The following is a 25,083-nucleotide window of genomic DNA, read 5'->3' on the forward strand; positions in this document are numbered from 1 at the left end:
TTCCCCCGGCAGTACCGGCAGTACCTTATGAGTGTGCAGGAGACTCAGCCGATCGTTCTCGTCCTGACCGCGCTGCCCCTCGAATACGCCGCTGTGCGGGCGTACCTCCCGGAGCGGGACGAACGCGTCCACCCCCAGGGAACCCGCGTCGAGACGGGCCGGCTGCCGGACAGTTCCTGGCACCTGGCGATCAGCGAGCTGGGCGTGGGGGCCGAGCGTGCCGCCGCGCTCACGGCCCAGCTCATCGACTGGCTGCACCCCGAGGCCGTCCTGTTCGTGGGGGTCGCGGGAAGTCTGAAGGACGACATCGAGATCGGCGATGTCGTGGTGGGCACCCAGGTCTACGAGATCCACGGCGGCAAGCAGGCCCACGACGATTTCAAGGTCCGCCCGAGGGCCCTGCCCGGCTCGCACGCGCTGGAGCAGGCGGCGCGCTCCGCGGCACGGGACCTGCCTGAGATCCGGGTGCACTTCGCGCCGATCGCGACCGGTGACGTCGTGCTGGCCGACTCCAGGTCCGACATCGCCCGGCACATCGAGGCGCACTACAACGACGCGGGCGCCATCGAGATGGAGGGCTCCGGAGCGGCCCAGGCGGCGCACCTGAGCGGACAGGTGGACGCGCTCGTCGTGCGGGGCGTCAGCGACCGCGCGGACCGGAACAAGCGCCGGGCCGACGCGGGCGGCTCGCAGGAGCGGGCGGCGGCGCACGCGGCGACCGTGGCGGTCGCGATACTGCGCAAGCACCAGCCCCGCCGCACCGAACCCGCCGACTCCGAGGAGGGACCCCAAGCACGCCACGGGGACGGCGACCACATCGACTTCCGGGGCGGGACCTTCCACGGGCCCGTCATCGGCAAGCAGGTCGGAGGCCGGTAAGGGCACGGTCCACGGCCCGGTCCCGCGCGCGACCGCCACCCTCCCGCCCCGCCCCCTAGGCTTCACCGGCCGGTCGGCGGAACTGAACCGCCTGCTCCCCCACCTCGCGCCCGGCGAGGACGACACGACCGCGCTTCCCCTGCTCGTCTTCGCCGTCACCGGCATGGGCGGCATCGGCAAGACGGCGCTCGCGGTGGAGGCGGCGCACCGGGCGCGGGCGAGGGGCTGGTTCCCGGGCGGGACGCTCTTCGTGGACCTGCGCGGGTACGACGACGACCCGGTCACGGCCGATCAGGCGGTCCTGGCCCTGCTCGACGCGCTCGGCGTGCGGGACCGGGACCTGCCGCCGACGACGGAGCGCCAGTACGACACGTACCGTGCACTCCTCGCCGAACGGCGGGACCGGATGCTCCTGATCCTGGACAACGCGTCGGACCCGTCCCAGTACGTGCCGCTGCTGCCCGGTACGGACCGGCACCGGGTGCTCATCACCTCCCGGGACCGCCCCGACGCCCTTCCGATACGTCTGATCGACCTGGAGACGCTCGATCCGGATGACTCGGTGGCCCTGGTGAAGCGTGCGTTGCACGACTCCGACGAACGCGACGACCGCCCGGCACGCGAGCCTGACGCACTGCGCGAACTGACCGACCTGTGCGGGCACTTGCCCCTGGCGCTGCAGATCGCGGCGGGCATGCTGCGCCGGCGAAGGCATCGGGACATTTCCTCCCTGGTGGCCGACATCCGGGCCGCTGGAGATGCGACCGCCGTCCTCGACCAAGGCAGTCCCGGAGCGGACCTGTACGGGCGCTCGCTCGTGCTGCGCCCCGTACTGGAGGCCTCCTACCGCCGGTTGCCACCCGACCAGGCCCGCCTGCTGCGCCTGCTCTGCCTGGCTCCGGGCGCGGAGACCGGGACGGAGACGGTCGCTGCTCTCGCGGACGTGAGCACGGAGTCCGTGCTGTCGCTGCTGGAGGACCTGGCTGCCACACATCTCGTCGCGCCGGTGCGGGGCGGCAACGGGACGGCTTCCGCGGTGCGGTGGCAGTTGCACGACCTGGTGCGGGGGTTCGGGGCGGTTGTGGTGGCGGGGGACGCGGGGTTGCGGGAGGAGGGGGAGGCGGCACGGGAACGGGTGCTGGGGTTCTACCGGCGGTGGGCGGATGCGGCTGATGACCGGTTGCGGTGGCTGCCGGGGATGAAGGAGCCGGAGCGGTTCGGGGACCGGGGACAAGCGCTGGCCTGGCTGGACGCGGAGCGGGCGGGTTTGGTGGCCGCGGTGGAGTGGGGGCGAGAGGAGAGGTTCGCGAACGCGGCGGCGGGGCTGGCCCAGTGTCTGGGGGAGTACCTGGACTGGCGGCGGTATTTCGACGACTGGATCACTGTTGCGGAGGCAGCGCGGGAGGCCGCCTGCCTCGTCGGGGATCGGCTGGTCGAGGCCATCGCGTGGGACCACCTCGGCCTCGCCCTGGGGGAGACAGACCGGGCGGAGGAGGCGATCGACGCCCACACTCGGGCCCGCGACCTGTACCGGACCTCCGGAGACCGACACCGCGAGGGCACTGCGTGGAACAACCTAGGCCTCGCCCTGTACCACGCGGGCCGGACGGAAGAAGCAATCGCCGCCCACACCCGGGCCCGCGACCTGTACCAAGCCGCCGATGACCGCCACAGCGAGGCAATGGCCTGGAACAACCTAGGCCTCGCCCTGCACCACGCGGGCCGGACAGAGGAAGCGATCGACGCCAACACTCATGCCCGCGACCTGTACCGAACCGTCGGAGACCGACACCGCGAGGGTACGGCGTGGATCAACCTCGGAATCGCCCTATGGAAGACAGGCCGGAAGAAGAAGGCGATCAAAGCGTACGAGAGGTCCCTGCAGATCTTCCGGGAGTTCGAGGACTGGTACCACTTAGGGCTGACCCTCGAAAGATTGGCCAGCGCCCACGAGGCCCCCAACCAATCCGCCGAAGCCCGCAGCGCCTACCTCCAGGCCGCCGACGCGTTCACCCACGCCAATGCCCCGGACCGAGCCGCCCAGGCCCGCACCCGCGCCGCCGAACTACGGGAATAACCCCCACCTCGCTTCACGTACTCCCGAGCCCCCGCCAAGGCACCACCGCCCACATCCGCGTCCCACCTCCGGGCTCCCGCGCCTCCCCGAACCCCCACCCCCCTCACAGGCCCGCACCACGCACCCGAGCACCCGCAGCGCCGCCCGCCTCCGCGTGTCACAGGCCGCCGCCAGCCGCGGATGGGTGTGCCGGGGGTGTCCGTCGTAGACGATCACCCGTACGTCGCCGTCCCGGTACCGAAGCGACACACCTCGCTGTCGGGGGTGAACTTCCATGCACAGGCCACCAGTTCGGCGACCACCTGGGGCTGGTCGGTCCGGCGGGCAGCGTGAGGCTGTAGGCGAGCGCGGCGGGGGACGGCGGCGGCGCCTGCGGCTCGCCGGTGGAGAGCGGACAGGCCGAGACGGTGACGGGTGCGCGGACACGGTGACTCCTTCAACAGGTACAGGTGAGCGTGGTGGCGAATGAGCCGACGACTCGCCGGGAGAAGGGGCATCGATGCCGACAAGGCCCGCGCCGACGGAACGCCAGAGACGCCTGGGCGCCGAACTGCGCAGGATGCGGCTCTCGGCCGGGCGGACCACGGAGTACGCCGCCGGGCTGCTGGGACTGGACCGCACGAAGGTGTCCAACATGGAGTCGGGAGTCCGCGCCACCTCGCCGGAACGGGTCCGGATACTCGCCAGCAATTACGAATGCGCGGACGGGGAGTACGTCGAGGCGCTGGCCGCGATGGCCGACACACGCCAGAAGGGCTGGTGGCAGCAGTTCAGAGGGACTCTCCCCCAAGGCCTCCTAGATGTCGCCGAGTTGGAATGGTTCGCCACGCGGCTGCAGAGCTACCAGGCTGTGCACATTCCGGGGCTGCTGCAACTCTCCGAGTACGCCCGTGCCATCTTCGCCGCCGCGCTGCCGCCGCTGCCCGCCTCAGAGGTCGAACTCCGTGTCGTACAGCGCCTACGGCGGCAACAGGTACTCGACCGCGAGCAGCCGGCACCCGTCGATTACGTGGCGTACGTGCACGAGTGGGCCCTGCGCATGCAGTTCGGCGGGCGTCGCGCCATGCGCGAGCAGCTCCTGCACATCTGCGCGGTCTCCGAGTGCCCCGACATCGAGATCCGTGTGCTCCCCGTGGAGGCCGGAGCCTTCCCCGGCGCGGGACACGCGGTGCTCTACGCCCACGGAGCCGTTCCCCAGCTCGACACCGTGCAGCTGGACTCGGCCCACGGCGGCGAGTTCACCCACTCCGAGGCTCAACTGGACAAGTACCGAGCCCACATGGACTGGTGGCACGCCCACACGCTGAGTCCGGACGACTCACGGGAACTCATCCACGCCATCGCCCGCCAGCTCTGATCCCGGAGAGGAAACATCATGACCGACATCACTTGGGAAGAGCCCTTCTGTGCCGAAGGCAACAACTGCTTCCGCATAGGCACCGACCCCGGCGGCAACGCCTACATAGCCGTCTCCGGCCAGGAGGACCGCGCACTCACCGACTCCCGCGAAGCCCTCCGCGCCCTCATCCGGGACATCAAGGCCGGCAAGGCGGACCATCTGCTGTAGTCCGCCGAGGATCAATCCCGCGCAGACACATTGACCTGACTAGACCACTCCTCTTACCTTCACACGGCAGTCATCTCCGCGCCACCCCCACGTGTGCTCAGGAGGTCATGCCCGTGCGCCTCACCGCCGCCCACTCCCACCGCCTCCCCCTCTCCCTCCTCCTCACCGCCGCTCTCGCCGCCACCACCCTCACCGCCTGCGGCAGCGGTTCCGGCAGCAGTCCGGACACGATCAAGGTGTCGTACAAGCAGTCCACCGACAACTCCGTCAAGGTGATGGACACCTACCTCGTCGGCATCAAGAAGCAGTTCGAGCACAAGTACCCCGGCAAGAAGGTCGAGTTCGTGCCGATCAAGGCCCCGGACTCGGAGTACTACACCAAGCTCCAGCAGATGCTGCGCTCGCCGCGCACCGCCCCGGACCTGGTCTACGAGGACACCTTCCTCATCAACTCCGACATCACCAGCGGGTACCTGAAGCCGCTCGACCCCTACCTCGCCAAGTGGCCGGACTGGGGACGGTTCATCGACACCGCGAAGGCGGCGGCCAAGGGGCAGGACGGGAAGACGTACGGCGTCCCGGACGGGACCGACACGCGCGGGCTCTGGTTCGACAAGCGGGTGTTCGAGAAGGCCGGGCTGCCGCCGGACTGGCAGCCGAAGACCTGGGACGACGTCCTCGCCGCCGCCCGCACCATCAAGCGGAAGGTCCCCGGCGTGATCCCGCTCAACGTCTACACCGGCAAGCCGGCCGGTGAGCGGGCCACCATGCAGGGCTTCGAGATGCTGCTGTACGGCACGGGCGACGGTACGCGGGACCCCTTGTACGACAGCGGCAGCAAGAAGTGGATCACGGGATCGCAGGGCTTCAAGGACTCGCTGGCCTTCGTGGAGACGGTCTACCGGGAGAAGCTGGGCCCGGACGTCTCCGACGCCCTCGACCCGAACTTCAACACCACCGTCAACGGCGAACTGCTCCCCCAGGGCAAACTCGGCATCGCCCTCGACGGCTCCTGGCTGCCCTACGCCTGGCTGCCGGGCAGCGGGCACGAGTGGCCGGACTGGTCCCAGCGGTTGGGACTCGCGGCCATGCCGACGCAACACGGGCAGGCGCCCGGCAAGGTGAGCATGTCCGGCGGCTGGACCTGGTCCATCCCGGCCAAGGCGGCCAATCCCGACCTCGCCTTCGACTTCGTCCGGACGATGCAGACGAAGGACAACGCGCGGAAGTGGTACATCGCCAACTCCGGGATCGCCGTCCGCGAGGACGTCGCCGCCGATCCGAAGTACGTCGGCGCCCAGCCCGGCATCAAGTTCTTCACCGACCTGGTGGCGAGCACCCACTACCGGCCCGCGTACCCGGCGTACCCGAAGGTGTCGACCGCCGTGCAGGAGGCCATGGAGGCGGTCACGACCGGTGACCTGTCCGTGGCGAAGGCGGCGGGCGAGTACGACGCCACGGTCAAGGACGTCACCGGCGGCCAAGTGGTCCGCGGGTGAGGCGCCGGAACCCGGTCGTCCGGGTCCTCCCGGTCGCCCCCGCCCTGGTCCTGCTGCTGCTGTTCCTCGCCGGGCCGATCGCCTACTGCGTCTGGATCGCCTTCACCGACCTCCAGCTCACCGGCCAGGCCCACTCCTCCTTCGTGGGCTTCGCCAACTTCCGCCGGGCGTTCCGGGACGACGCGTTCCTGAACGCCGTCTGGCTGACCCTGGTGTTCACGGTGCTGTCCTCGCTCGTCGGGCAGAACACCCTGGGGCTGGCCCTCGCCGCGCTGATGAAGCGTGCGTCGAAGCCCGTCCGCACCCTCACCGGCGCGGTCGTCGTCACCGCGTGGGTGCTGCCGGAGGTCGTCGCCGGGTTCCTGCTCTACGCGTTCTTCCGGCGCGAGGGCACCCTCAACGCGATCCTGGACTGGCTCCACCTGCCCCGGCAGAACTGGCTGTTCACACTGCCCGTCCTCGCGGTGTCCTTCGCCAACGTCTGGCGCGGGACGGCGTTCTCGATGCTGGTGTACTCCGCCGCGCTGGACGAGATCCCCGCCGAGATCACGGAGGCCGCCGAGGTGGACGGGGCCGGCGGCTGGCGGCGGCTGTGGCACATCACGCTGCCGATGATCCGGCGCTCCATCGGCACCAACCTCATGCTCAACACCCTCCAGACGCTCTCCGTGTTCGGGCTGATCTGGGTGATGACCCGGGGCGGCCCCGGCGACCGGAGCCAGACGCTGCCGCTGTTCATGTACGAGCAGGCCTTCCAGAACAGCATGATCGGGTACGGCACCGCGGTCGCCCTGCTCCTGCTGGTCGTCGGCTCCCTGTTCTCCGTCGTCTATCTGCGGCTGCTGCGGACGGAGGTCTGATGGCCCGCAACCGTGCCTCCCGGCGGCTCGCCGCCGATGTCTCGCTGCTGGCGGTGGCCGCCGCCTTCGCGCTGCCCCTCGCCTGGGTGCTGCTGTCCGCCGTGGACCCGCACGCGAACCTGCGGGTCAAGGTCCCGGGCGGCCTCACCCTGGCCAACTTCCGCGCGATCCTGACCCCCGACATCACCTACACCCCGCTGCTCAACAGCCTCATCCTGTGCGGGGGCGCCACGGCGCTGACCGTCGGCTGCGCCGCCCTCGCCGCGTATCCGCTGTCCCGGTTCCGGTCCCGGCTGAACCGGCCGTTCCTGCTGACGATCCTGTTCGCGACGAGCCTGCCCATCACGGCGATCATGGTGCCGGTGTACGCCCTGTTCGTCCGGGTGAACCTCATCGACACCCTCCAGGGCACGATCCTCTTCTTCGCCGCCTCCCAACTGCCGTTCGCGATCTGGCTGATGAAGAACTTCATGGACGGCGTGCCGACGGAGCTGGAGGAGGCGGCCTGGACGGACGGGGCCTCGGCGGCGCAGTCCCTCGTCCGGATCGTGCTGCCGCTGATGGGGCCGGGACTCGCCGTCGTGACCGTGTTCTCGTTCGTGATGATGTGGGGGAACTTCTTCGTCCCGTTCATGCTGCTGCTCACCCCGGAGCAGATGCCGGCCTCGGTGAGCATCAACGACTTCTTCGGCAACCGGGGCATGGTGGCGTACGGCCAGCTCGCCGCGTTCTCGGTGATCTACTCGACGCCGGTGATCCTGCTGTACGTCCTGGTGGCCCGGCGGCTGGGCGGCGGCTTCGCGCTCGGCGGCGCGGTCAAGGGGTGAGCCGGAAGGGCGTTCCGTCCGTGCCGTCGGCACGGGCGTGCGCTCGTATTCGCGCACGCCCGACTCGCCGCACAGCGCGCTGACCTGAGGAGCGGACCGGCTAGAAGACCGACTCCGCCTCGTCCATCCGGTCCTTCGGCACCGTCTTCAGCTCGGTGACGGCCTCCGCGAGCGGCACCATCACGATGTCGGTGCCGCGCAGCGCGGTCATCCTGCCGAAATCGCCGCGGTGGGCGGCCTCGACGGCGTGCCAGCCGAAGCGGGTGGCGAGGACACGGTCGTACGCGGTGGGGACGCCGCCGCGCTGGACGTGACCGAGGATGACCGGCTTGGCCTCCTTGCCCAGGCGCCGCTCCAGCTCGTACGCCAGCGCGGTGCCGATGCCCTGGAAGCGCTCGTGGCCGTACTGGTCGATGTCGCCCTTGCCGTAGTCCATGGTGCCGTCCATGGGGTGGGCGCCCTCGGCGACGCAGACGACGGCGAACTTCTTGCCGCGGGCGAACCGCTCCTCGACCATCTTGACCAGGTCGGCGGGGTCGAAGGGGCGCTCGGGCAGGCAGATGCCGTGGGCGCCGGCGGCCATGCCGGACTCCAGGGCGATCCAGCCGGCGTGCCGGCCCATGACCTCCACGACCATCACCCGCTGGTGGGACTCGGCCGTGGTCTTCAGGCGGTCCATGGCCTCCGTCGCCACGCCGACGGCCGTGTCGAAGCCGAAGGTGCGGTCGGTGGAGGAGATGTCGTTGTCGATGGTCTTGGGCACGCCGACGACCGGGAGGCCGGCGTCGGAGAGCATCCGGGCCGCCGTCAGGGTGCCCTCGCCGCCGATCGGGATCAGCGCGTCGATGCCGAACTCCTCGACCATGTCGGTGGCCCGCTCGCAGGCCTCGCGCAGCCGGTCGCGCTCCAGCCGGGAGGAGCCGAGGATGGTGCCGCCGCGGGCCAGGATGCCGCTGACCGCGTCCAGGTCGAGGGTGCGGTAGTGGCGGTCGAGGAGACCCCGGTAGCCGTCCTCGAAGCCGATGACCTCGTCGCCGTACTGCGCCACCGCCCGGTGCACGACCGACCGGATCACGGCGTTCAGGCCGGGGCAGTCGCCGCCTGCGGTGAGAACTCCGATGCGCATCGTGCTGTGTCTCCTGCTCGCTGTCGTGTGCCGGTGAGCCGGTGTCGATTGTTTCACGTCCGTCGCGCCAATGAGATCCTGACGGGCGCCTTATCCGTCCACAGGGGTATTGTCAAGAGGGTTCTGCTCACCTCGGTGAGCGATTTTTATGCCGCAGTGGCGACGAAGGCGACATGAGGAACGGAGTGGACACGTGACGCGCAGCGTGTACGTGACCGGGATCGACCGCGGTGACGGCCGCCAGGTCGTGGAGCTGGGGGTCATGGAACTCCTCACCCGGCAGGTCGACCGGGTGGGCGTGTTCCGTCCACTCGTCCACGGCGGCCCGGATCGCCTGTTCGAGCTACTGCGGGCCCGGTACCGCCTCGCGCAGGACCCGGCGACCGTCTACGGCATGGACTACCACCAGGCGTCCGCGCTCCAGGCCGAGCAGGGCACCGACGAGCTGGTCTCCGCCCTGGTCGACCGCTTCCACCTCGTGGCCCGCGACTACGACGTGGTCCTCGTCCTCGGCACCGACTTCGCCGACACCCAGCTGCCGGACGAGCTGTCGCTGAACGCCCGGCTCGCCAACGAGTTCGGCGCCTCCGTCATCCCGGTGGTCGGGGGCCGCGGGCAGTCCGCCGAGTCCGTGCTGGCCGAGACCCGCAACGCCTACCGCGCCTACGACGGCCTCGGCTGCGACGTGCTCGCCATGGTCGCCAACCGGGTGGCCCGCGAGGACCGCGACGAGATCGCCGAGCGGCTCACCAACCGGCTGCCGGTGCCGGCGTACGTGGTCCCCGACGAGCCCGCCCTGTCCGCCCCGACGGTCTCCCAGATCGCCCAGACCCTCGGCGCGAAGGTGCTGCTCGGCGACGACTCCGGGCTCGCCCGGGACGCGCTGGGCTTCGTCTTCGGCGGCGCCATGCTGCCGAACCTCCTCGGCGCCCTGACCCCGGGCTGCCTGGTCATCACCCCGGGCGACCGCGCCGACCTGGTCGTCGGCTCGCTCGCCGCGCACAGCGCCGGCACCCCGCCGATAGCCGGTGTGCTGCTGACCCTGAACGAGGTGCCGAGCGACGAGATCCTCACCCTCGCCGCCCGCCTCGCCCCCGGCACCCCGGTGCTCTCGGTGTCGGGCAACAGCTTCCCCACCGCCGAGCGGCTCTTCTCCCTGGAGGGCAAGCTGAACGCGGCCACCCCGCGCAAGGCGGAGACCGCGCTCGGCCTGTTCGAGCGGTACGCCGACACCACCGACCTGGCCCGCCGGGTCTCGGCGCCGAGCAGCGACCGGGTCACCCCGATGATGTTCGAGCACAAGCTGCTGGAGCAGGCCCGCTCCGACAAGCGGCGGGTCGTGCTGCCGGAGGGCACCGAGGAACGGGTGCTGCACGCGGCCGAGGTGCTGCTGCGCCGGGGCGTGTGCGACCTGACCCTGCTCGGTCCGGTCGACCAGATCCGCAAGAAGGCCGCCGACCTGGGAATCGACCTCGGCGACAGCCAGCTGATCGACCCGGCCACCTCCGAGCTGCGCGACTCCTTCGCCGAGAAGTACGCGGCCCTGCGCGCCCACAAGGGCGTCACGGTGGAGCTGGCCTACGACGTCGTCTCGGACGTCAACTACTTCGGCACCCTGATGGTCGAGGAGGGCCTGGCCGACGGCATGGTGTCGGGCTCGGTGCACTCCACGGCGGCCACCATCCGGCCCGCTTTCGAGATCATCAAGACCAAGCCGGACGCCTCGATCGTCTCGTCCGTGTTCTTCATGTGCCTGGCCGACAAGGTGCTGGTCTACGGCGACTGCGCGGTCAACCCGGACCCCGACGCCGAGCAGCTCGCGGACATCGCCATCCAGTCGGCTACGACGGCCGCGCGGTTCGGCGTGGAGCCGCGGATCGCGATGCTGTCGTACTCCACGGGTACGTCCGGATCGGGCGCCGACGTCGACAAGGTGCGCGAGGCCACCGAGCTGACCCGCTCGCGCCGGCCCGAGTTGAAGATCGAGGGCCCGATCCAGTACGACGCGGCCGTCGAGCCGTCCGTCGCCGCGACCAAGCTGCCCGGCTCCGAGGTCGCCGGGCAGGCCAGCGTGCTGATCTTCCCCGACCTCAACACCGGCAACAACACCTACAAGGCCGTGCAGCGCTCGGCCGGCGCGATCGCCGTCGGCCCGGTGCTCCAGGGTCTGCGCAAGCCGGTCAACGACCTGTCCCGGGGCGCGCTCGTCCAGGACATCGTCAACACCGTCGCCATCACGGCGATCCAGGCCCAGGGCCCCACCCGGAACCCCAGCGAGAAGGCGTCCCAGCAGTGACCTCCCCCACCCGTGTCCTCGTCCTCAACTCCGGCTCCTCGTCCCTGAAGTACCAGCTGCTGGACATGCGGGACAGCAGCCGGCTCGCAGTGGGCCTGGTCGAGCGGATCGGCGAGCAGACCTCCCGGATCGAGCACACCTGCCTCACCAGCGGCGACACCCGTGAGCACACCGGGCCGATCGCCGACCACGACGCCGCCCTCAAGGCGGTCGCCGAGGAGCTGACCCGGGACGGCCTGGGCCTGGACTCCCCCGAGCTGGCCGCGATCGGCCACCGGGTGGTGCACGGCGGGATGTTCTTCACCGAGCCCACCGTCGTCGACGACGCGGTGCTCACCGAGATCGAGCGGCTGATCCCGGTCGCCCCGCTGCACAACCCGGCCAACCTCACCGGCATCCGCACCGCGCGGGCGCTCCGCCCGGACCTGCCCCAGGTCGCCGTCTTCGACACCGCGTTCCACACGACGATGCCGGAGCCGGCGGCGCGCTACGCGATCGACCCGAAGATCGCCGACCGCCACCGCATCCGCCGCTACGGCTTCCACGGCACCTCGCACGCGTACGTCTCGCGGCAGACCGCGCGGCTGCTGGGCAAGGACCCGTCCGAGGTCAACGTGATCGTGCTGCACCTGGGCAACGGCGCCTCCGCCTCCGCGGTGGAGAAGGGCCGCTGCGTGGACACCTCCATGGGACTGACCCCCTTGGAGGGGCTCGTGATGGGTACGCGATCCGGTGATCTGGATCCGGCCGTCATCTTCCATTTGGCCCGGGTTGGGGATATGTCCATGGACGAGATCGACACTCTTCTCAACAAGAGGAGCGGTCTGTTCGGTCTGTGCGGGGACAACGACATGCGGGAGATCCGCCGCCGGATCGACGAGGGCGACGAAGAGGCCGCGCTCGCCTTCGACATTTACATTCACCGGATCAAGAAGTACATCGGCGCCTATTACGCCGTGCTCGGCACGGTGGACGCGGTGGCCTTCACCGCCGGGGTCGGCGAGAACGCGGCACCGGTGCGGGAGGCGGCGATCGCGGGGCTGACGGGCCTGGGCCTGGCGGTCGACCCGGAGCGGAACGCCGTACGCGGCGGCGGACCGCGGCTGATTTCGCCGGAGTCCGCCCGGGTGGCGGTCGCGGTGGTGCCGACGGATGAAGAACTGGAGATCGCGACGCAGACCTACGCACTGGTCGGAAAGAACAACTGAATAGCACCTGAGCGGTGTGGCACTCATTTGTATCTTCCGCCAGACGGAATATTCCGTAGCGAAACAAACCGATAGGATCGCCCCATGCGCCGTTCGAAAATCGTCTGTACTCTCGGCCCCGCGGTCGACTCCCACGAGATGCTCGTCGCCATGATCGAGGCGGGCATGAACGTGGCCCGGTTCAACTTCAGCCACGGCACCCACGCCGAGCACCAGGCGCGGTACGACCGCGTCCGGGCCGCCTCCAAGGAGACCGGCCGTCCCATCGGCGTCCTCGCCGACCTCCAGGGCCCGAAGATCCGCCTGGAGACCTTCGCCGAGGGCCCGGTCGAGCTGGAGCGCGGTGACGAGTTCGTCATCACGACCGAGGACGTGCCGGGTGACAAGCACATCTGCGGTACGACGTACAAGGGGCTGCCGGGTGACGTCTCGCGCGGCGACCAGGTCCTGATCAACGACGGCAACGTCGAGCTGAAGGTCCTGGACGTCGAGGGCCCGCGGGTGAAGACGATCGTCATCGAGGGCGGTGTCGTCTCCGACCACAAGGGCATCAACCTGCCCGGCACGGCCGTCAACGTGCCCGCGCTGAGCGAGAAGGACGTCGAGGACCTGCGCTTCGCCCTCCGCATGGGCTGCGACCTGGTCGCGCTGTCCTTCGTCCGGGACGCCAAGGACATCCACGACGTCCACCGCGTCATGGACGAGGAGGGCCGCCGCGTCCCCGTCATCGCCAAGGTGGAGAAGCCGCAGGCGGTGGAGAACATGGAGGACGTCGTGATGGCGTTCGACGGCGTGATGGTCGCCCGCGGTGACCTCGCCGTCGAGTACCCGCTCGAAAAGGTCCCCATGGTGCAGAAGCGCCTGATCGAGCTGTGCCGGCGCAACGCCAAGCCGGTGATCGTCGCGACCCAGATGATGGAGTCGATGATCACCAACTCGCGTCCGACCCGCGCCGAGGCCTCCGACGTCGCCAACGCGATCCTGGACGGCACCGACGCGGTCATGCTGTCGGCCGAGTCCAGCGTGGGCGCCTATCCGGTCGAGACGGTCAAGACCATGTCGAAGATCGTCACCGCGGCCGAGCAGGAGCTGCTCTCCAAGGGCCTCCAGCCCCTCGTCCCCGGCAAGAAGCCGCGTACGCAGGGCGGTTCGGTGGCCCGTGCCGCCGCCGAGATCGCCGACTTCCTCGGCGCCAAGGGCCTGGTCGCCTTCACGCAGTCCGGCGACACCGCGCGCCGCCTCTCCCGCTACCGCGCGATCCAGCCGATCATCGCCTTCACCACGGACGAGGGCACCCGCAACCAGCTCACCCTGAGCTGGGGCGTGGAGTCGCACGTCGTGCCGTTCGTGAACACCACCGACGAGATGGTCGACCTGGTGGACCAGGAGGTCGACCGGCTCAGCCGCTTCGAGCGGGGCGACACCCTCATCATCACCGCCGGCTCGCCCCCCGGGGTCCCCGGCACCACCAACATGCTCCGCGTCCACCACCTGGGCACCCAGAGCAACTGACCGATCCGGCAACGGTCTTGTACGACACCGAGGGCGCCCCCGCGACGGGGGGCGCCCTCGGTGTTGTGCGGCTCCCGAACTGGCTTGTACGACCGCTCAGTCGGTCGTGTACATGTGCATGCCGGGCACGTGCAGGTTGCCGCCGAACTGGGCCGCCTGGGTCACCTTGACGTTGGTGAAGTAGATCAGCGGGATGTTCAGCGGGGGCGGGCTGTCGGGGCTGAAGGTCACCGGGATCAGCCCGAACAGGTTGCCCGAGATGCTCTGGGTGTACATCACCGTGTCGCCACCGGTGATGGTGGACGTCGAGCCCCTGGCCGCCTGGACGTGGTACGTCTTGTTCGCCTGCGCGTCCTTCACCGTCTGGTGCAGGTCACCGATGTCGGTGCCGCCGGAGATGACGTACTTCAGCACCTTCTTGGTGGTGCCGCCCGCCGTCCTCACCTCGACGATGCCCTGGTAGTCGGCGCCCTTGAGGAGCAGGGAGCTGGCGTTCAGGTACCAGGGGTCGTCCGCCACCAGCACCTTGTTGTCGACGCCGCCCTCGTCGTCCGTGGCCACCGGGCAGTCGTCGGCGGAGGCGGACTCGCTCGCGGACGGGTCCGGCGTGGCCGACCCGGTCGCGTCACCGGCCGCCTCCGTGGCGTCCCCCGCCGTCTTGGAGACGGTGCCGGTGGTGCCGTCGACGGTGTCCTTGGCCGTGTCCGTGGCCTTCTTCACCGTGTCCTTGACGGTGTCGGAGGCACCTCCGCCGGACTCCTTGCCGCCGCCGGACTCCTTGCCGCCGCCGGACGAGGTGTCCGTGGACGGGGCGTCCGTGGTGTCCGCGGCGGGCGACTGGGACGCGGACGGTGTCGGGGCCGGCGTCTGCGACGGCGTACCGGAGTCCTTGTCGCCGCCGGTGAGGAGGTCGCCGAGCGTGTCCCCGATGGTGTCGAGGACGTTCCCGCCACCGCTCTGGGGCTGCGACTGCGTCGGCGTGGTGGTGTCACCGCCGGAACCCGAACCGGAGTCCGAGCCCGACCCTGAGCCCGAGGAACCGGAGCCCGAGGAACCAGAGCCCGACTCGGAGCCCGACGAACCGGAGCCCGACGAACCGGAGCCGGACGAACCGGAGTCGGAGGCCCCCGAGGTCGCGGTCGGCTCGGGCGTGCCCTTGTCGTCGGAACCTGAATCCGACGAAGAGGTACCGCCCGGGTCCTGCGTCTTCCCGCTCCCGGTGGTCGGCGACGGCGACGGCTCGGCCGACGTGCTCTGGGACGCGGACGGCGACGGTGAGGCCGAGGGGGCCTTGGAGCCGTCGTCCAGCGCCTTCACGCAGTCCTTGTACTCGTCGGCCGTCAGGCTCTTCGCCGACGTCGACGGGGACGGACTGCCGTTGTTGTCGGCCAGGGCGAGCGTGGAGGTGAAGCCCATGCCCATGAGGACCGCCGTGGGCATGGCCACCGAGGCTATCGCCTTGCCGGCCGGCATGTGGAACCTGGTGAACAGCGGCTTTCTGGGGGCCGCGTGGCGGGGCCCGGATCTCGCGCGGGACCCGTTCGCGTCGGTCCCGCGGGTCACCTCGTCAGCCGGCACTGTGCCTCCCGTTCGCCCCGTTGGCCGGGCTCGTTCCTGACAGGTCGTTCTCCCACGGCGCCTTGTACGGCCCGGCCGGGCCGGCGTCGGCCGCCGGGGTCGTGCCCTGGTGCGGCAGCGGAGCCGTGCCCGGGGCACCGCCCTCGCCCGGGGTGGCCTCGGTCGGCGGCTGCTCCTGCGGAGGCGTGCCCGGCGCCCAGGCCACGGCCAGCGCTCCGCCGACCATGGCCAGCAGGAAGCCCATGACGAAGCCGCCGAAGTTGGACACCGGGATGGACACCAGCGCGAGCAGGATCGCGGCGACGCCCGCGAAGGTCCGCACGTGCTTCTGGAACCAGAGGCTGATGCCCAGGACGATGAGCAGCACACCGATGATCAGGGACCCGGCTCCCGCGGTGGTCGCCATGGCCAGCGTCAGGTGTCCGAGCTGGAGGTGGGCGTACGGGAAGTACATGATCGGAAAGCCGCCGAGCATGACGAACAGACCGGCCCAGAACGGCCGCGTGCCCCGCCAGGCGCGGAACTGCAGCCTCCGGCGGGTGAACTGGCCGGGTGCGGCGGCAGGAGTCTCGGCGCTCATGGAAAACAGCTCCCTGGTGCGGCGTTGCTGTGGTGGTGATGTGTGCCGCGTGTGAGGACGCGGCCGGAGTGTGGACGGGCGGGGGCGCCACCGGCTCCCCCGCCCGTCAGCGAGTGCTTAGTAGCACTCCTTGGCACCCGTCGACAGCGACATCTTCAGGCCGCTGAGCTTGAAGGTTCCGGCGGTGGTCGCCCACGCCGTCTGCTTCACGCCGACCAGCGTGGCCTTGTCGGCCTGCTGGGCGAACCCGTACGGGTTGGCCTGTTCGCCGCCGCCCTTCATGCCCGGACCCTTGGAGGCGTCCTTGGCGGCCACACCGATGTCGATGTTCTCGAACGTCGCGTCGGCGTTGAGGTCGGCGACGTCGATGTAGATGTTGTCGGCCTGCACCTTTTCGGCGCCCGCGCCGCCGGCCCGAAGGATCAGGCTGACGTTGCCGAAGATCGGCACGTCGGGCGTGACCACGGACTGGCACAGGTTGGTGATCTCGGCGTGCTTGAACGCCGAGACGGCCACCGGGTGCGCCGTCTTCTTGCCGTCCAGCGTGTAGCCGCTGTCGATGGCGCCGTACTGCGAGAAGCCGGTGCCGACGAGCTCGTCGGCGGACACCTTGAACGACTGGCCGGACACGCTGAACGAGGCGGCGAGAGCGCCCTGCGCGAGCGCGACACCTATACACGCCGTGGCGGCCACGCTGGGCACCATGACCACAGCGAACCGCTTCCATCTGGTCCCGCCACGCACCTGGGACTCCATATTTCCTCCTTCTCGGACGTACATCTCCTGGCCCGGACTCGCCCCGAATCAGCGGCTCAGCCGAGCAGGGATGGGAGAAGTGCTACGTCCTCGGGAAGGAGAGCGCCCGCGCTCGGCGGCGCGAACAGCGCCCGAATCACCGGCGATCACCCCCGAGCGACAACCACTGGTCGCGCCTGACACGCATCACGCACAACCCTGCTGGACAGGCTTCGCCGGCCGGCGAAGACCCCCCTGCCCTAGACCCGGCGCCACTGCCGCCGGGTCTGCTCGGTGGGGACCCAGAGTCTCCCGGTGACCCGACCGGCTGCCGGGGTACGGGAATGGACCGAGCGTCGCCGATCGTGGTGCATTCTCGGCCCGGGCACAAGGGGGTTCGTTACTGGCTAGTAACGGCGGGATAACCGGAGGACGACCGACCGGTCTCGGACTGCGACGCTCGGTGGCACCACAGGGCAGAGCAAAGCCGTTGATCCCTGGACGAATCCAGACAGACCAACGGCCTCGATTTACTCGCAGTAACAGCAGCCGCGATTACCAAGATTTGGTAAAGCGCGGCCGCCGTGACACGTCTCGGCAAACCTTTCACCCCGGCATCACAAGCCGTGGCGTTTAGGGACTGGTCAGAACAGGGCGCGCGCGAGCGCCCTGCGTGCGCCCACCACCCGTGGGTCCTCCTGGCCCACGACCTCGAACAGCTCCAGCAACCGGAGCCGTACCGCCTCCCGTTCGTCACCCGCCGTGCGCTGCACGGTCTCGATGAGCCGCCCGAAGGCGTCCTCGACGTGCCCGCCCACCAGGTCCAGGTCGGCGGCGGCGATCTGCGCCCGCGCGTCCTTCGGCTTCTCGGCGGCCTCCTGACGCACCTTCTGCGGGTCCATGCCCTGCACCCGCTGGAGCAACTCGGCCTGCGCCAGGCCCAGTTTGGCCTCCGGGTGGGCCGGGTCGTCGGCCAGCACGTTCTTGTACGCCTGGACGGCCCCGCCCAGGTCGCCGGCGTCCAGCGCCTGCGCGGCGGCGTTCAGCGCGGCGTCGTACGGCCCTTCGGCCGCCGCGGCCTGCGGGGCACCGCCCGGCTCCGCGTCCGGGTCGACGGTCAGACCGGTCAGCCCGAAGCGCTGCTCCGCGACCGCCACCAACTGGTCGAGGGTCTCCCGGATCTGCTGCTCGCCGGCCACCCCCTGGAAGAGCGGCAGCGCCTGGCCCGCCACGACGGCGAACACGGCCGGGATGCCCTGGATCCCGAACTGCTGCATCAGCATCTGGTTGGCGTCGACGTCGATCTTGGCGAGGAGGAAGCGCCCGTTGTACTCGACGGCCAGCCGCTCCAGGACCGGGCTCAGCTGCTTGCAGGGCTGACACCACTCGGCCCAGAAGTCGATGACGACCGGGACTTCGGCGGAGCGCTGGAGGACATCCTGCTCGAAGCCCGCCTCATCGACGTCGATGACGAGATCGGCCGGGGAGACGGCCCCCGTCCCGCCCTGCCGGGCGGCTTCGGCGCGCGCCTGCTCCGCCTTGGCCTTGGCCTCCTGGGCCGCCTTCACCGCGGCGAGGTCGACGACACCGCTCATGGACATGTTCCGTGGCTGCATGCGTCTATCCTCCCCCGATCCCGCGTCTGATGAAAAAAACGATGTGCGGCGCCGGGTCCCCACCCCACGCCTGGTGGTCGTCGCTCGCGTACGTCCCTCACGAGCTTTCGCTACGACCCGTAGCGTAATGCCATGAGGGCACCGCGCGGCACCACTCCCCGGTGATCTCCCTCACGACCGCACAGAACCCGCCGGTTATGGTCGGGGGATGCAGAGCCGCACTCCCGCCAGCCGTACCGGGCGCCCGCGCAGCGCCGCCGCGGACACCGCGATCCTGGCCGCGACCCGGGAGGCTCTGGTCGAACTCGGCTGGTCGAAACTCACCCTGGGAGACGTCGCCACGCGGGCCGGGGTTGCGAAGACGACCCTCTACCGCCGCTGGGCGGGCAAGAACGAGCTGGTCGTGGACGCGGTGGCGGAGCTCTTCGACGAGCTGGAACTCCCCGACCGCGGCAGCCTCGCCGCCGACATCGAGGGCGTCGTCCTCCAGTTCGCGGCCATCCTGGCCCGCCCGGAGGCCAAGAGCGGCCTGATGGCGGTGGTCGCCGAGGCCACCCGCGACGAGGCCCTGCGCGAACGCGTCCGCGCCTCCATCGTGGACCGGCAGATGCGGCTGGTCCTGGAGGGCCGCGCCCGGGCCCAGTGCCGCGGCGAACTCCCCCCGGAACCGGACCCCGGGGAGTCCGCCCGCACGGTGGACCTCATCTTCGACGTGGTCGCGGGCGCGGTGGTCCACCGCACCCTGGTCAGCGGCAAACCGGCGGACGGGGACTGGGTCCGCAGCTTCACGCGGTTGCTGCTGCTGGGCCTCGCGTCCCAGCCGGCCGAATCGGGTGACGAGCGGGCGTAGACCGGGGCCAGGGGGCGCGGAGCCCCCCGGCAGCCGGCCCGGCCAGGGCCTAGAAGCCGGCCGGCTCCGTGTACACCCCCCACTCGTCCCGCAGTACCCCGCAGATCTCCCCCAGCGTCGCCTCGGCCCGCACGGCCTCCAGCATCGGCTCGATCATGTTGGCCCCGGACCGGGCCGCGGCGAGCATCCCGTCCAACGCCCCCCGCACAGCCGCCTCGTCCCGCGCCGCCTTCCGCTCGGCGAGCACCCGCACCTGCTCCCGCTCCACCTCATGGCTGACCCGCAGGATCTCCAGGTCCCCGGTGACGGACCCGGTGTGGACGTTGACGCCGACGACCTTCTTGTCCCCCTTCTCCAGCGCCTGCTGGTACCGGAAGGCGGACTCCGCGATCTCCCCGGTGAACCAGCCGTCCTCGATCCCGCGCAGGATGCCGGACGTGATGGGCCCGATCGGGTGCCGCCCGTCCGGGTGAGCCCGCAGCCCCCGCTCCTTGATCTGCTCGAAGATCTTCTCCGCGTCCGCCTCGATCCGGTCCGTCAGCTGCTCGACGTACCAGGAGCCGCCCAGCGGATCGGCCACATTGGCGACCCCGGTCTCCTCCATCAGCACCTGCTGCGTGCGCAGCGCGATCTCCGCGGCCTGCTCGGAGGGCAGGGCGAGGGTCTCGTCGAGCGCGTTGGTGTGCAGCGAGTTGGTCCCGCCGAGCACGGCCGCCAGCGCCTCCACCGCCGTGCGCACCACGTTGTTGTACGGCTGCTGCGCGGTCAGCGAGACACCCGCGGTCTGGGTGTGGAACCGCAGCCACTGCGCCTTCTCGGACTTCGCGCCGTACACGTCCCGCATCCACCGCGCCCAGATCCGGCGCGCCGCCCGGAACTTGGCGATCTCCTCGAAGAAGTCGACGTGCGCGTCGAAGAAGAAGGACAGGCCGGGCGCGAAGACGTCGACGTCGAGACCGCGGCTGAGCCCCAGCTCGACGTACCCGAACCCGTCCGCCAGCGTGTACGCCAGCTCCTGCGCGGCCGTGGACCCGGCCTCCCGGATGTGGTACCCGGAGACGGAGAGCGGCTTGTACGCCGGGATCCCCGCCGCGCAGTGCTCCATCAGGTCGCCGATCAGCCGCAGGTGGGGCTCGGGCTGGAAGAGCCACTCCTTCTGCGCGATGTACTCCTTGAAGATGTCGGTCTGGAGGGTCCCGTTGAGCACCGCCGGATCGACGCCCTGCCGCTCCGCGGCGACCAGGTACATGCAGAAGACGGGCACGGCGGGCCCGCTGATGGTCATGGAGGTCGTCACGTCCCCCAGCGGGATGTCCTTGAAGAGCACCTCCATGTCGGCGGCCGAGTCGATGGCGACCCCGCAGTGCCCGACCTCGCCGAGGGAGCGGGGATCGTCGGAGTCCCGCCCCATGAGCGTCGGCATGTCGAAGGCGACGGACAGGCCCCCGCCGCCGGCGGCGAGGATCATCTTGTACCGCTCGTTGGTCTGCTCGGCGTTGCCGAACCCGGCGAACTGCCGGATCGTCCAGGTGCGACCGCGGTAGCCGGTCGGATGGAGCCCGCGCGTGAAGGGGTACTCCCCGGGCCAGCCGATCCGCTCGAATCCCTCGTACGTGTCACCCGGCCGGGGCCCGTACACCGGCTCCACGGGGTCGCCGGAGAGCGTGGTGAAGTCCGCGTCGCGCTTGCGCGCGGCGTCGTAACGGGCCTGCCAGCGTCGGCGGCCCTCCTCGATGGCGTGAGCGTCCATACCCTCGAATTTACTTGGACGTCCTAGTAAATGTCGATGGCAGACCGCCGCACGGCATCCGTACGGCGGTACCCGCTACGCCTTGGCGACGGCCGGGGTCTCGTCGGCGACCCGGGACTCCAGCTCGCGGCTGATCTTCCGCTCGACGAAGAACGCGGCGGTCGGGATCGTCCCCGCCAGCAGCACCCAGAGCTGGCGGCCGACCGGCATCTTGGCCTTGGAGCCCAGGTCGAACGCGAAGATCAGGTACACGACGTACAGCCAGCCGTGGGCGATGGCGACGACCCGGGTGAAGTCGGCGGCACCGTCGACGTCCAGCCCGTACTTCGCGATCATGCTCAGGCAGAGCAGCACCAGCAGCACGCCGGTGGTGTAGGCCATGACGCGGTAGCGGGTCAGCACGCTTTTTTTCATGGAGCGAGCGTAACCACCCGTTCCGGGAGATCTTGCCCCGGGTCACTCGTCGAAGTCGTGTGCCGCGATCCGCAACGGGCGCAGCAGCGCGAAGATCTCCTGGCACTCCTCGGCGTCGTACGCCCCGAGCCCGAAGTCCATGGCCATCAGGTCACGGGTGGCCGCGTCGACCACCTCGCGCCCCTTGTCGGTGATGACTGCCAGCGTGCCGCGCCCGTCGTTGGGGTTGGGCCGCTTGGCGACCAATCCGGACTTCACCAGCCGGTCCACCGTGTTCGTCACGGACGTGGGGTGCACCATCAACCGCTCACCGATCTTGGACATCGGCAGCTCACCGGCCTTGGAGAAGGTGAGCAGCACCAGCGCCTCGTACCGGGCGAACGTCAGCCCGTACGGCTTGACCACCGCGTCCACCTCGGAGAGCAGGATCTGCTGGGCCCGCATGATCGAGGTGATCGCGGCCATGGACGGCACCTTGCCCCACCGCTGCTTCCAGAGTTCGTCGGCGCGGGCGATGGGGTCGAACGGGAGGCTGAGAGGCTTCGGCACGTCTTCAGACCCTACCGGCCGGTCATATGCCGGTCAGCTCCGTCTCGCCTTTCGGTCCCCGGCCGCTCACGAGCGCGTGCCGGCGGCTCCGCGCGGGGCGGCGGACCGGGGGCGCGGCAAGCCGTCACGCCCGCGCACCCGCCCGTACCCCGGCCGTCCGAGCGGTCAGCCGCGTCCCCGCCGCCGCAGATGGTGCCGGACGGCCCGCTGGGCGACCGGGCCCAGGGACTCCACCGCGGCCACCAGCGCGCCGAGCTGTTCCAGGGCGTCCAGCGCCGCGTGCGCCCCCGTCTCGTCCACTCCCTCGTACAGCTCGATGCCGACGAACGACGCGGCCACCGCCCGCGCCAGTCCCGCCGGGTCGGCGAACTCGCCGAAGGGGGTCGTCGCCAGCACGCGCCGGAGCACCCGCTCGATCTCGGTGATCCACAGCCGCAGCCCGTCGGCCGTCGCCGGGCCCAGTGCCGCGTGCGTCGGGGCGCCGGCGAGCAGTTGGCCGAGCAGGGCCACATGGCCGCCGGCCCGCTCGTGCTCATGGATCTCGCGGCCGACGGCGAGGAGCTCGGCGAGCGAGTCCACCGTGGCGAGGCGCTCGCGGTACCGGGCCACGGCCTTCTCCGCGCCGTACCGGCAGGCCGCGGCGAGCAGCTCGTCCACCGATCCGAAGTGGTAGAAGACCAGCGCCTGGTTGACCCCGGCCGCCGCCGCCACCGTACGGGCCGACGTCTTGGCGATGCCCTGCTCGGTGAGCGTCCGCAGGGCGCCCTCCAGCAGCTTCGCCTTGGTCTCCTGCGCCTTCGCGGTCTCCGGGCTCACGCGCGCGCCTCCTCCCGCACCGGGCGCAGTCCGGGCCGCACGCCATCGGCGCGGACGTCGGTGTACGACGCAGTGAAGGAGCCCTCGTAGCCGAAGAGCGGGCCGAACCAGCGGTTCACCACGCGCACGCGGACGCGGAAGCGGCCGGCCGTCTCGTCGTACGACTCCCGGACCTCGGCCGTCGCGCCGACGAGCTCGGGGACGCGGACGTCCACCGGGCCCTCCCGGAACCGGTGCGTGCCGGAGCGGATGAGCAGGGAGCCGTCGGGCTCGGCGCGGAAGTACAGGTCGGTCGCGAGGTGCTGGTGGGTGCCGAGGTAGTCGAGGACGCGGTCGCCCCGGGGGTCGAGCACCATCTGGGCGTCGAAGCGGCGGGCGCGGCCGGGCAGGTGGAAGGTGCGCACGAAGCTCACCGTCTCACGCCCGAAGGTGTCCCTGTAGGGCACGTTCTCGATCACGAAGGGGACGTTCCGGCCGGGTCTCGGGACCAGGATGTTCCGGGTGGCGCCCAGGGCGAGGAACGGTTTCACGAAGGCCGGTCCGTGCCAGATCCGGTCCATCACGCCCCGGCCGGTGCAGGCCTCGCCGCCGGCCAGCCCCACCGAGAAGCGGCGCCGCAGGGCGGGGTGGAGGCGCTGGAACTCCGCTCCCATGGCGGTCTGGAAGATCGAGGTCATCCGTGCTTCTCCAGGGTGCGCAGGAGGCGGGGCGCGCGGGTGCGGGTGGCGGGGGCGCGCAGGCAGCGGCGGGCGGCCGGGGTACCGGCGAGCGGTGCCTTGAACAGGGCCAGGGAGATGCCGAGCAGGAGGAGGAGCGGGCAGAGGTAGGCCAGCGAGTCCGCGAAGGGGCCGGACGGGCCGGGGAGCGAGCCCCGTCCCAGGCCGGTCAGGCACAGGGCGAGGAGGAGCGCCCGAGCCGTCAGTTCGGCCAGCCAGCGGTACAGGGCCCGCTCGGGGGTGATGCCCCGCTCCAGCCAGAGCCGGAGCCGGTCGAAGGACCAGGCGGTGGCCCAGCCCATGAGCGGGCGGAACAGCAGGCGGTCGGCGAGGGCGCCGGGGGCTCCCCAGCGGGGGCGGTAGTCGTAGCCGGTGAGGAAGCGGACGCCGTGGGCGTCGGGGACGTAGCGCCAGTAGCCGCTGCCCTCGGCGATCAGGGAGAGGGGGTGCGGGGAGGCGAAGCGCAGGGCGGAGGTGCGGCTGCCGTCGGGCCGTTCCTTCTCCCCGGCGGCCACGCCGGTGCCGGAGACCGTGAGGAACGGCAGCACGCGCGTGGCGTACCGGAAGCGCTGCGGCTCGCCCTCCGCGCGCGGGAGGTACTCGATCTCGGTGAAGCGCAGGTCCCAGCGCTGGTGGCGGGCGGGGTCCTGGGTGCGGGCCCAGAGCTCGTCGAGGTCGGCGCGGATGTGCGTCTCTGCGTAGAGACCCATGTGTTCCCCCACGTGAGCACGGGTTTGAGCGACCGCTCAAACCCTCTTTCGCCGAACGTACACCTTTTTGAGCGGACGCTCAAAGAGGTGGTACGACAAAACCCCGGCCCTGGGGGACCGGGGTTTCGGGGTTCCGCGGACGGGTGGGACTACTGGGCGAGGTGCCGTTCGACGGTCTCCACCTTGGACGTGAGTCCGTCGGTCACTCCGGGGCGGATGTCGGCCTTGAGGACGAGCGAGACGCGCGGGGCGCGCGCCTCGACGGCGGCGACGGCCCGCTTGACGACGTCCATGACCTCGTCCCACTCGCCCTCGATCGAGGTGAACATGGCGTCGGTGCGGTTGGGCAGCCCCGACTCGCGGACCACGCGCACGGCGTCGGCGACGTACTCCCCCACGTCCTCACCGACGCCGAGGGGCGTCACGGAGAAGGCGACGATCATGCGTTCACGACCCCTTCCTTGCGGGCACGGGCGGCGATGACGGCGTCCTCGGCCTCGCGGCGCAGCTTGCGCTCGGCGAAGAAGCCTCCGGTCGGCAGCACCGAGAGGACGAAGTAGAGGGCCGCCGTCCTCAGCGGCCACTTGGCGCGGTTCCAGGCGTCCGCCCAGAAGATCACGTAGAGGATGAAGAGGACGCCGTGGACCCCGCCCATCACGGGGACCGCGTTGAAGTCCGTGGTCCGCTTCAGCACCGAGCACAGGAGCAGGATCAGGAAGGACACGGCTTCCGGGGCCGAGACCAGTCGGAGACGGCGGAGGGCGGTGGCGGTCTTGATGTCCACGGGTCACCTTCGGTGGGAGAGTCGTTTGTGAACGCACGCACAAGCGTTCCCCCATTGTGGCAAACCGCGCCCTTAGGGGTCCGCTCAGGGTGGGTCTCCACCCATGGGCCCTGTTCCGTCCACCCGCCCGGCCG

24 protein-coding genes are annotated in these 25,083 nt (G+C 70.6%); 11 read left to right on the plus strand and 13 right to left on the minus strand.

Annotated features, from left to right (window positions below; translation table 11 throughout):
* The first annotated feature begins 27 nt into the window (after nt 1-27).
* From IE273_RS36810 to IE273_RS36840, 7 genes are all read left to right on the plus strand, one after another.
* A complete protein-coding gene (locus IE273_RS36810) occupies nt 28-879 on the plus strand; it encodes a 5'-methylthioadenosine/S-adenosylhomocysteine nucleosidase (RefSeq protein ID WP_189819478.1) in 852 nt (283 codons plus the stop codon).
* Between the two features lie 139 nt (nt 880-1,018).
* Nucleotides 1,019-2,956 carry a tetratricopeptide repeat protein gene (locus IE273_RS36815; RefSeq protein ID WP_373309454.1) on the plus strand — a complete coding sequence of 646 codons (1,938 nt, stop codon included), beginning with the start codon at nt 1,019-1,021 and terminating at the stop codon, nt 2,954-2,956.
* Between the two features lie 499 nt (nt 2,957-3,455).
* Complete coding sequence (locus IE273_RS36820) at nt 3,456-4,313, plus strand: helix-turn-helix domain-containing protein (protein WP_189819480.1); 858 nt, start codon at nt 3,456-3,458, stop codon at nt 4,311-4,313.
* Nucleotides 4,314-4,331: 18 nt separating this feature from the next.
* Nucleotides 4,332-4,523: a hypothetical protein gene (locus IE273_RS36825; protein WP_189819481.1), complete on the plus strand. Its 192-nt coding sequence runs from the start codon at nt 4,332-4,334 to the stop codon at nt 4,521-4,523.
* Nucleotides 4,524-4,630: 107 nt separating this feature from the next.
* Nucleotides 4,631-6,022, plus strand: coding sequence for an extracellular solute-binding protein (locus IE273_RS36830; protein ID WP_189819482.1), 1,392 nt, complete (start codon nt 4,631-4,633; stop codon nt 6,020-6,022).
* Entirely contained in the window at nt 6,019-6,882 is an 864-nt protein-coding gene (locus IE273_RS36835; RefSeq protein ID WP_189819483.1) for a carbohydrate ABC transporter permease, read from the plus strand. Before IE273_RS36830 ends, IE273_RS36835 begins: the two co-directional genes overlap by 4 nt.
* Nucleotides 6,882-7,709, plus strand: a complete 828-nt coding sequence (locus IE273_RS36840; RefSeq protein WP_189819484.1) for a carbohydrate ABC transporter permease — start codon at nt 6,882-6,884, stop codon at nt 7,707-7,709. Before IE273_RS36835 ends, IE273_RS36840 begins: the two co-directional genes overlap by 1 nt.
* A gap of 100 nt (nt 7,710-7,809) precedes the next feature.
* Here the strand turns inward: IE273_RS36840 and IE273_RS36845 are convergent, their stop codons facing one another.
* Nucleotides 7,810-8,835: an ATP-dependent 6-phosphofructokinase gene (locus tag IE273_RS36845; protein WP_189819485.1), complete on the minus strand. Its 1,026-nt coding sequence runs from the start codon at nt 8,833-8,835 to the stop codon at nt 7,810-7,812.
* 193 nt (nt 8,836-9,028) lie between these two features.
* Here IE273_RS36845 and pta point away from each other — a divergent pair, with 193 nt between their 5' ends.
* The 3 genes from pta (at nt 9,029) to pyk (ending at nt 13,851) form a co-directional block, all read left to right on the plus strand.
* On the plus strand, nt 9,029-11,131 hold the full coding sequence (gene pta, locus IE273_RS36850; protein ID WP_189819486.1) for a phosphate acetyltransferase: 2,103 nt from the start codon (nt 9,029-9,031) through the stop codon (nt 11,129-11,131).
* Complete coding sequence (locus tag IE273_RS36855) at nt 11,128-12,339, plus strand: acetate kinase (RefSeq protein WP_189819487.1); 1,212 nt, start codon at nt 11,128-11,130, stop codon at nt 12,337-12,339. Before pta ends, IE273_RS36855 begins: the two co-directional genes overlap by 4 nt.
* An 84-nt stretch (nt 12,340-12,423) precedes the next feature.
* Nucleotides 12,424-13,851, plus strand: coding sequence for a pyruvate kinase (gene pyk / locus IE273_RS36860; protein ID WP_014675059.1), 1,428 nt, complete (start codon nt 12,424-12,426; stop codon nt 13,849-13,851).
* A gap of 96 nt (nt 13,852-13,947) precedes the next feature.
* On the opposite strand, the gene IE273_RS36865 is transcribed toward pyk, so the two are convergent.
* The 4 genes from IE273_RS36865 to IE273_RS36880 all read right to left on the minus strand — a co-directional run bounded on the left by IE273_RS36865 (nt 13,948) and on the right by IE273_RS36880 (nt 18,360).
* On the minus strand, nt 13,948-15,429 hold the full coding sequence (locus IE273_RS36865) for a hypothetical protein (RefSeq protein ID WP_189819488.1): 1,482 nt from the start codon (nt 15,427-15,429) through the stop codon (nt 13,948-13,950).
* Nucleotides 15,419-16,009 (minus strand): DUF6114 domain-containing protein, encoded by a 591-nt coding sequence (locus tag IE273_RS36870; protein WP_189819489.1) that lies wholly within the window; start codon nt 16,007-16,009, stop codon nt 15,419-15,421. Before IE273_RS36870 ends, IE273_RS36865 begins: the two co-directional genes overlap by 11 nt.
* 117 nt (nt 16,010-16,126) lie before the next feature.
* The gene (locus IE273_RS36875) at nt 16,127-16,765 is read right to left on the minus strand and encodes a DUF6230 family protein (protein ID WP_015493344.1); all 639 of its coding nucleotides are present in this window, start codon (nt 16,763-16,765) and stop codon (nt 16,127-16,129) included.
* 623 nt (nt 16,766-17,388) lie between these two features.
* Nucleotides 17,389-18,360, minus strand: coding sequence for a tetratricopeptide repeat protein (locus IE273_RS36880; RefSeq protein WP_189819490.1), 972 nt, complete (start codon nt 18,358-18,360; stop codon nt 17,389-17,391).
* A 208-nt stretch (nt 18,361-18,568) separates the two neighbouring features.
* Here IE273_RS36880 and IE273_RS36885 point away from each other — a divergent pair, with 208 nt between their 5' ends.
* On the plus strand, nt 18,569-19,210 hold the full coding sequence (locus IE273_RS36885) for a TetR/AcrR family transcriptional regulator (protein WP_189819491.1): 642 nt from the start codon (nt 18,569-18,571) through the stop codon (nt 19,208-19,210).
* A 49-nt stretch (nt 19,211-19,259) separates the two neighbouring features.
* Here IE273_RS36885 and icmA read toward each other — a convergent pair whose 3' ends face one another.
* The 8 genes from icmA to IE273_RS36925 form a co-directional block, all read right to left on the minus strand.
* Complete coding sequence (icmA, locus tag IE273_RS36890) at nt 19,260-20,960, minus strand: coenzyme B12-dependent isobutyryl-CoA mutase large subunit (protein ID WP_014675053.1); 1,701 nt, start codon at nt 20,958-20,960, stop codon at nt 19,260-19,262.
* 75 nt (nt 20,961-21,035) lie between these two features.
* Nucleotides 21,036-21,374 (minus strand): DUF3817 domain-containing protein, encoded by a 339-nt coding sequence (locus IE273_RS36895; protein ID WP_189819492.1) that lies wholly within the window; start codon nt 21,372-21,374, stop codon nt 21,036-21,038.
* Between the two features lie 42 nt (nt 21,375-21,416).
* Nucleotides 21,417-21,923 (minus strand): MarR family winged helix-turn-helix transcriptional regulator, encoded by a 507-nt coding sequence (locus IE273_RS36900; RefSeq protein ID WP_189819493.1) that lies wholly within the window; start codon nt 21,921-21,923, stop codon nt 21,417-21,419.
* Between the two features lie 165 nt (nt 21,924-22,088).
* Nucleotides 22,089-22,739 (minus strand): TetR/AcrR family transcriptional regulator, encoded by a 651-nt coding sequence (locus IE273_RS36905; protein ID WP_189819494.1) that lies wholly within the window; start codon nt 22,737-22,739, stop codon nt 22,089-22,091.
* Nucleotides 22,736-23,416, minus strand: coding sequence for a DUF4166 domain-containing protein (locus tag IE273_RS36910; RefSeq protein WP_189819495.1), 681 nt, complete (start codon nt 23,414-23,416; stop codon nt 22,736-22,738). The genes IE273_RS36905 and IE273_RS36910 overlap by 4 nt, the downstream gene beginning before the upstream one ends.
* Entirely contained in the window at nt 23,413-24,165 is a 753-nt protein-coding gene (locus tag IE273_RS36915; protein ID WP_189819496.1) for a hypothetical protein, read from the minus strand. The genes IE273_RS36910 and IE273_RS36915 overlap by 4 nt, the downstream gene beginning before the upstream one ends.
* 149 nt (nt 24,166-24,314) lie before the next feature.
* On the minus strand, nt 24,315-24,608 hold the full coding sequence (locus tag IE273_RS36920; protein ID WP_014675047.1) for an MTH1187 family thiamine-binding protein: 294 nt from the start codon (nt 24,606-24,608) through the stop codon (nt 24,315-24,317).
* Nucleotides 24,605-24,949, minus strand: coding sequence for a DUF3817 domain-containing protein (locus IE273_RS36925; RefSeq protein WP_030992282.1), 345 nt, complete (start codon nt 24,947-24,949; stop codon nt 24,605-24,607). Before IE273_RS36925 ends, IE273_RS36920 begins: the two co-directional genes overlap by 4 nt.
* Nucleotides 24,950-25,083 lie beyond the last annotated feature (134 nt).

Origin of the sequence: Streptomyces olivaceoviridis (genome assembly GCF_014650115.1) — a bacterium.
GTDB lineage: Bacteria > Actinomycetota > Actinomycetes > Streptomycetales > Streptomycetaceae > Streptomyces > Streptomyces olivaceoviridis.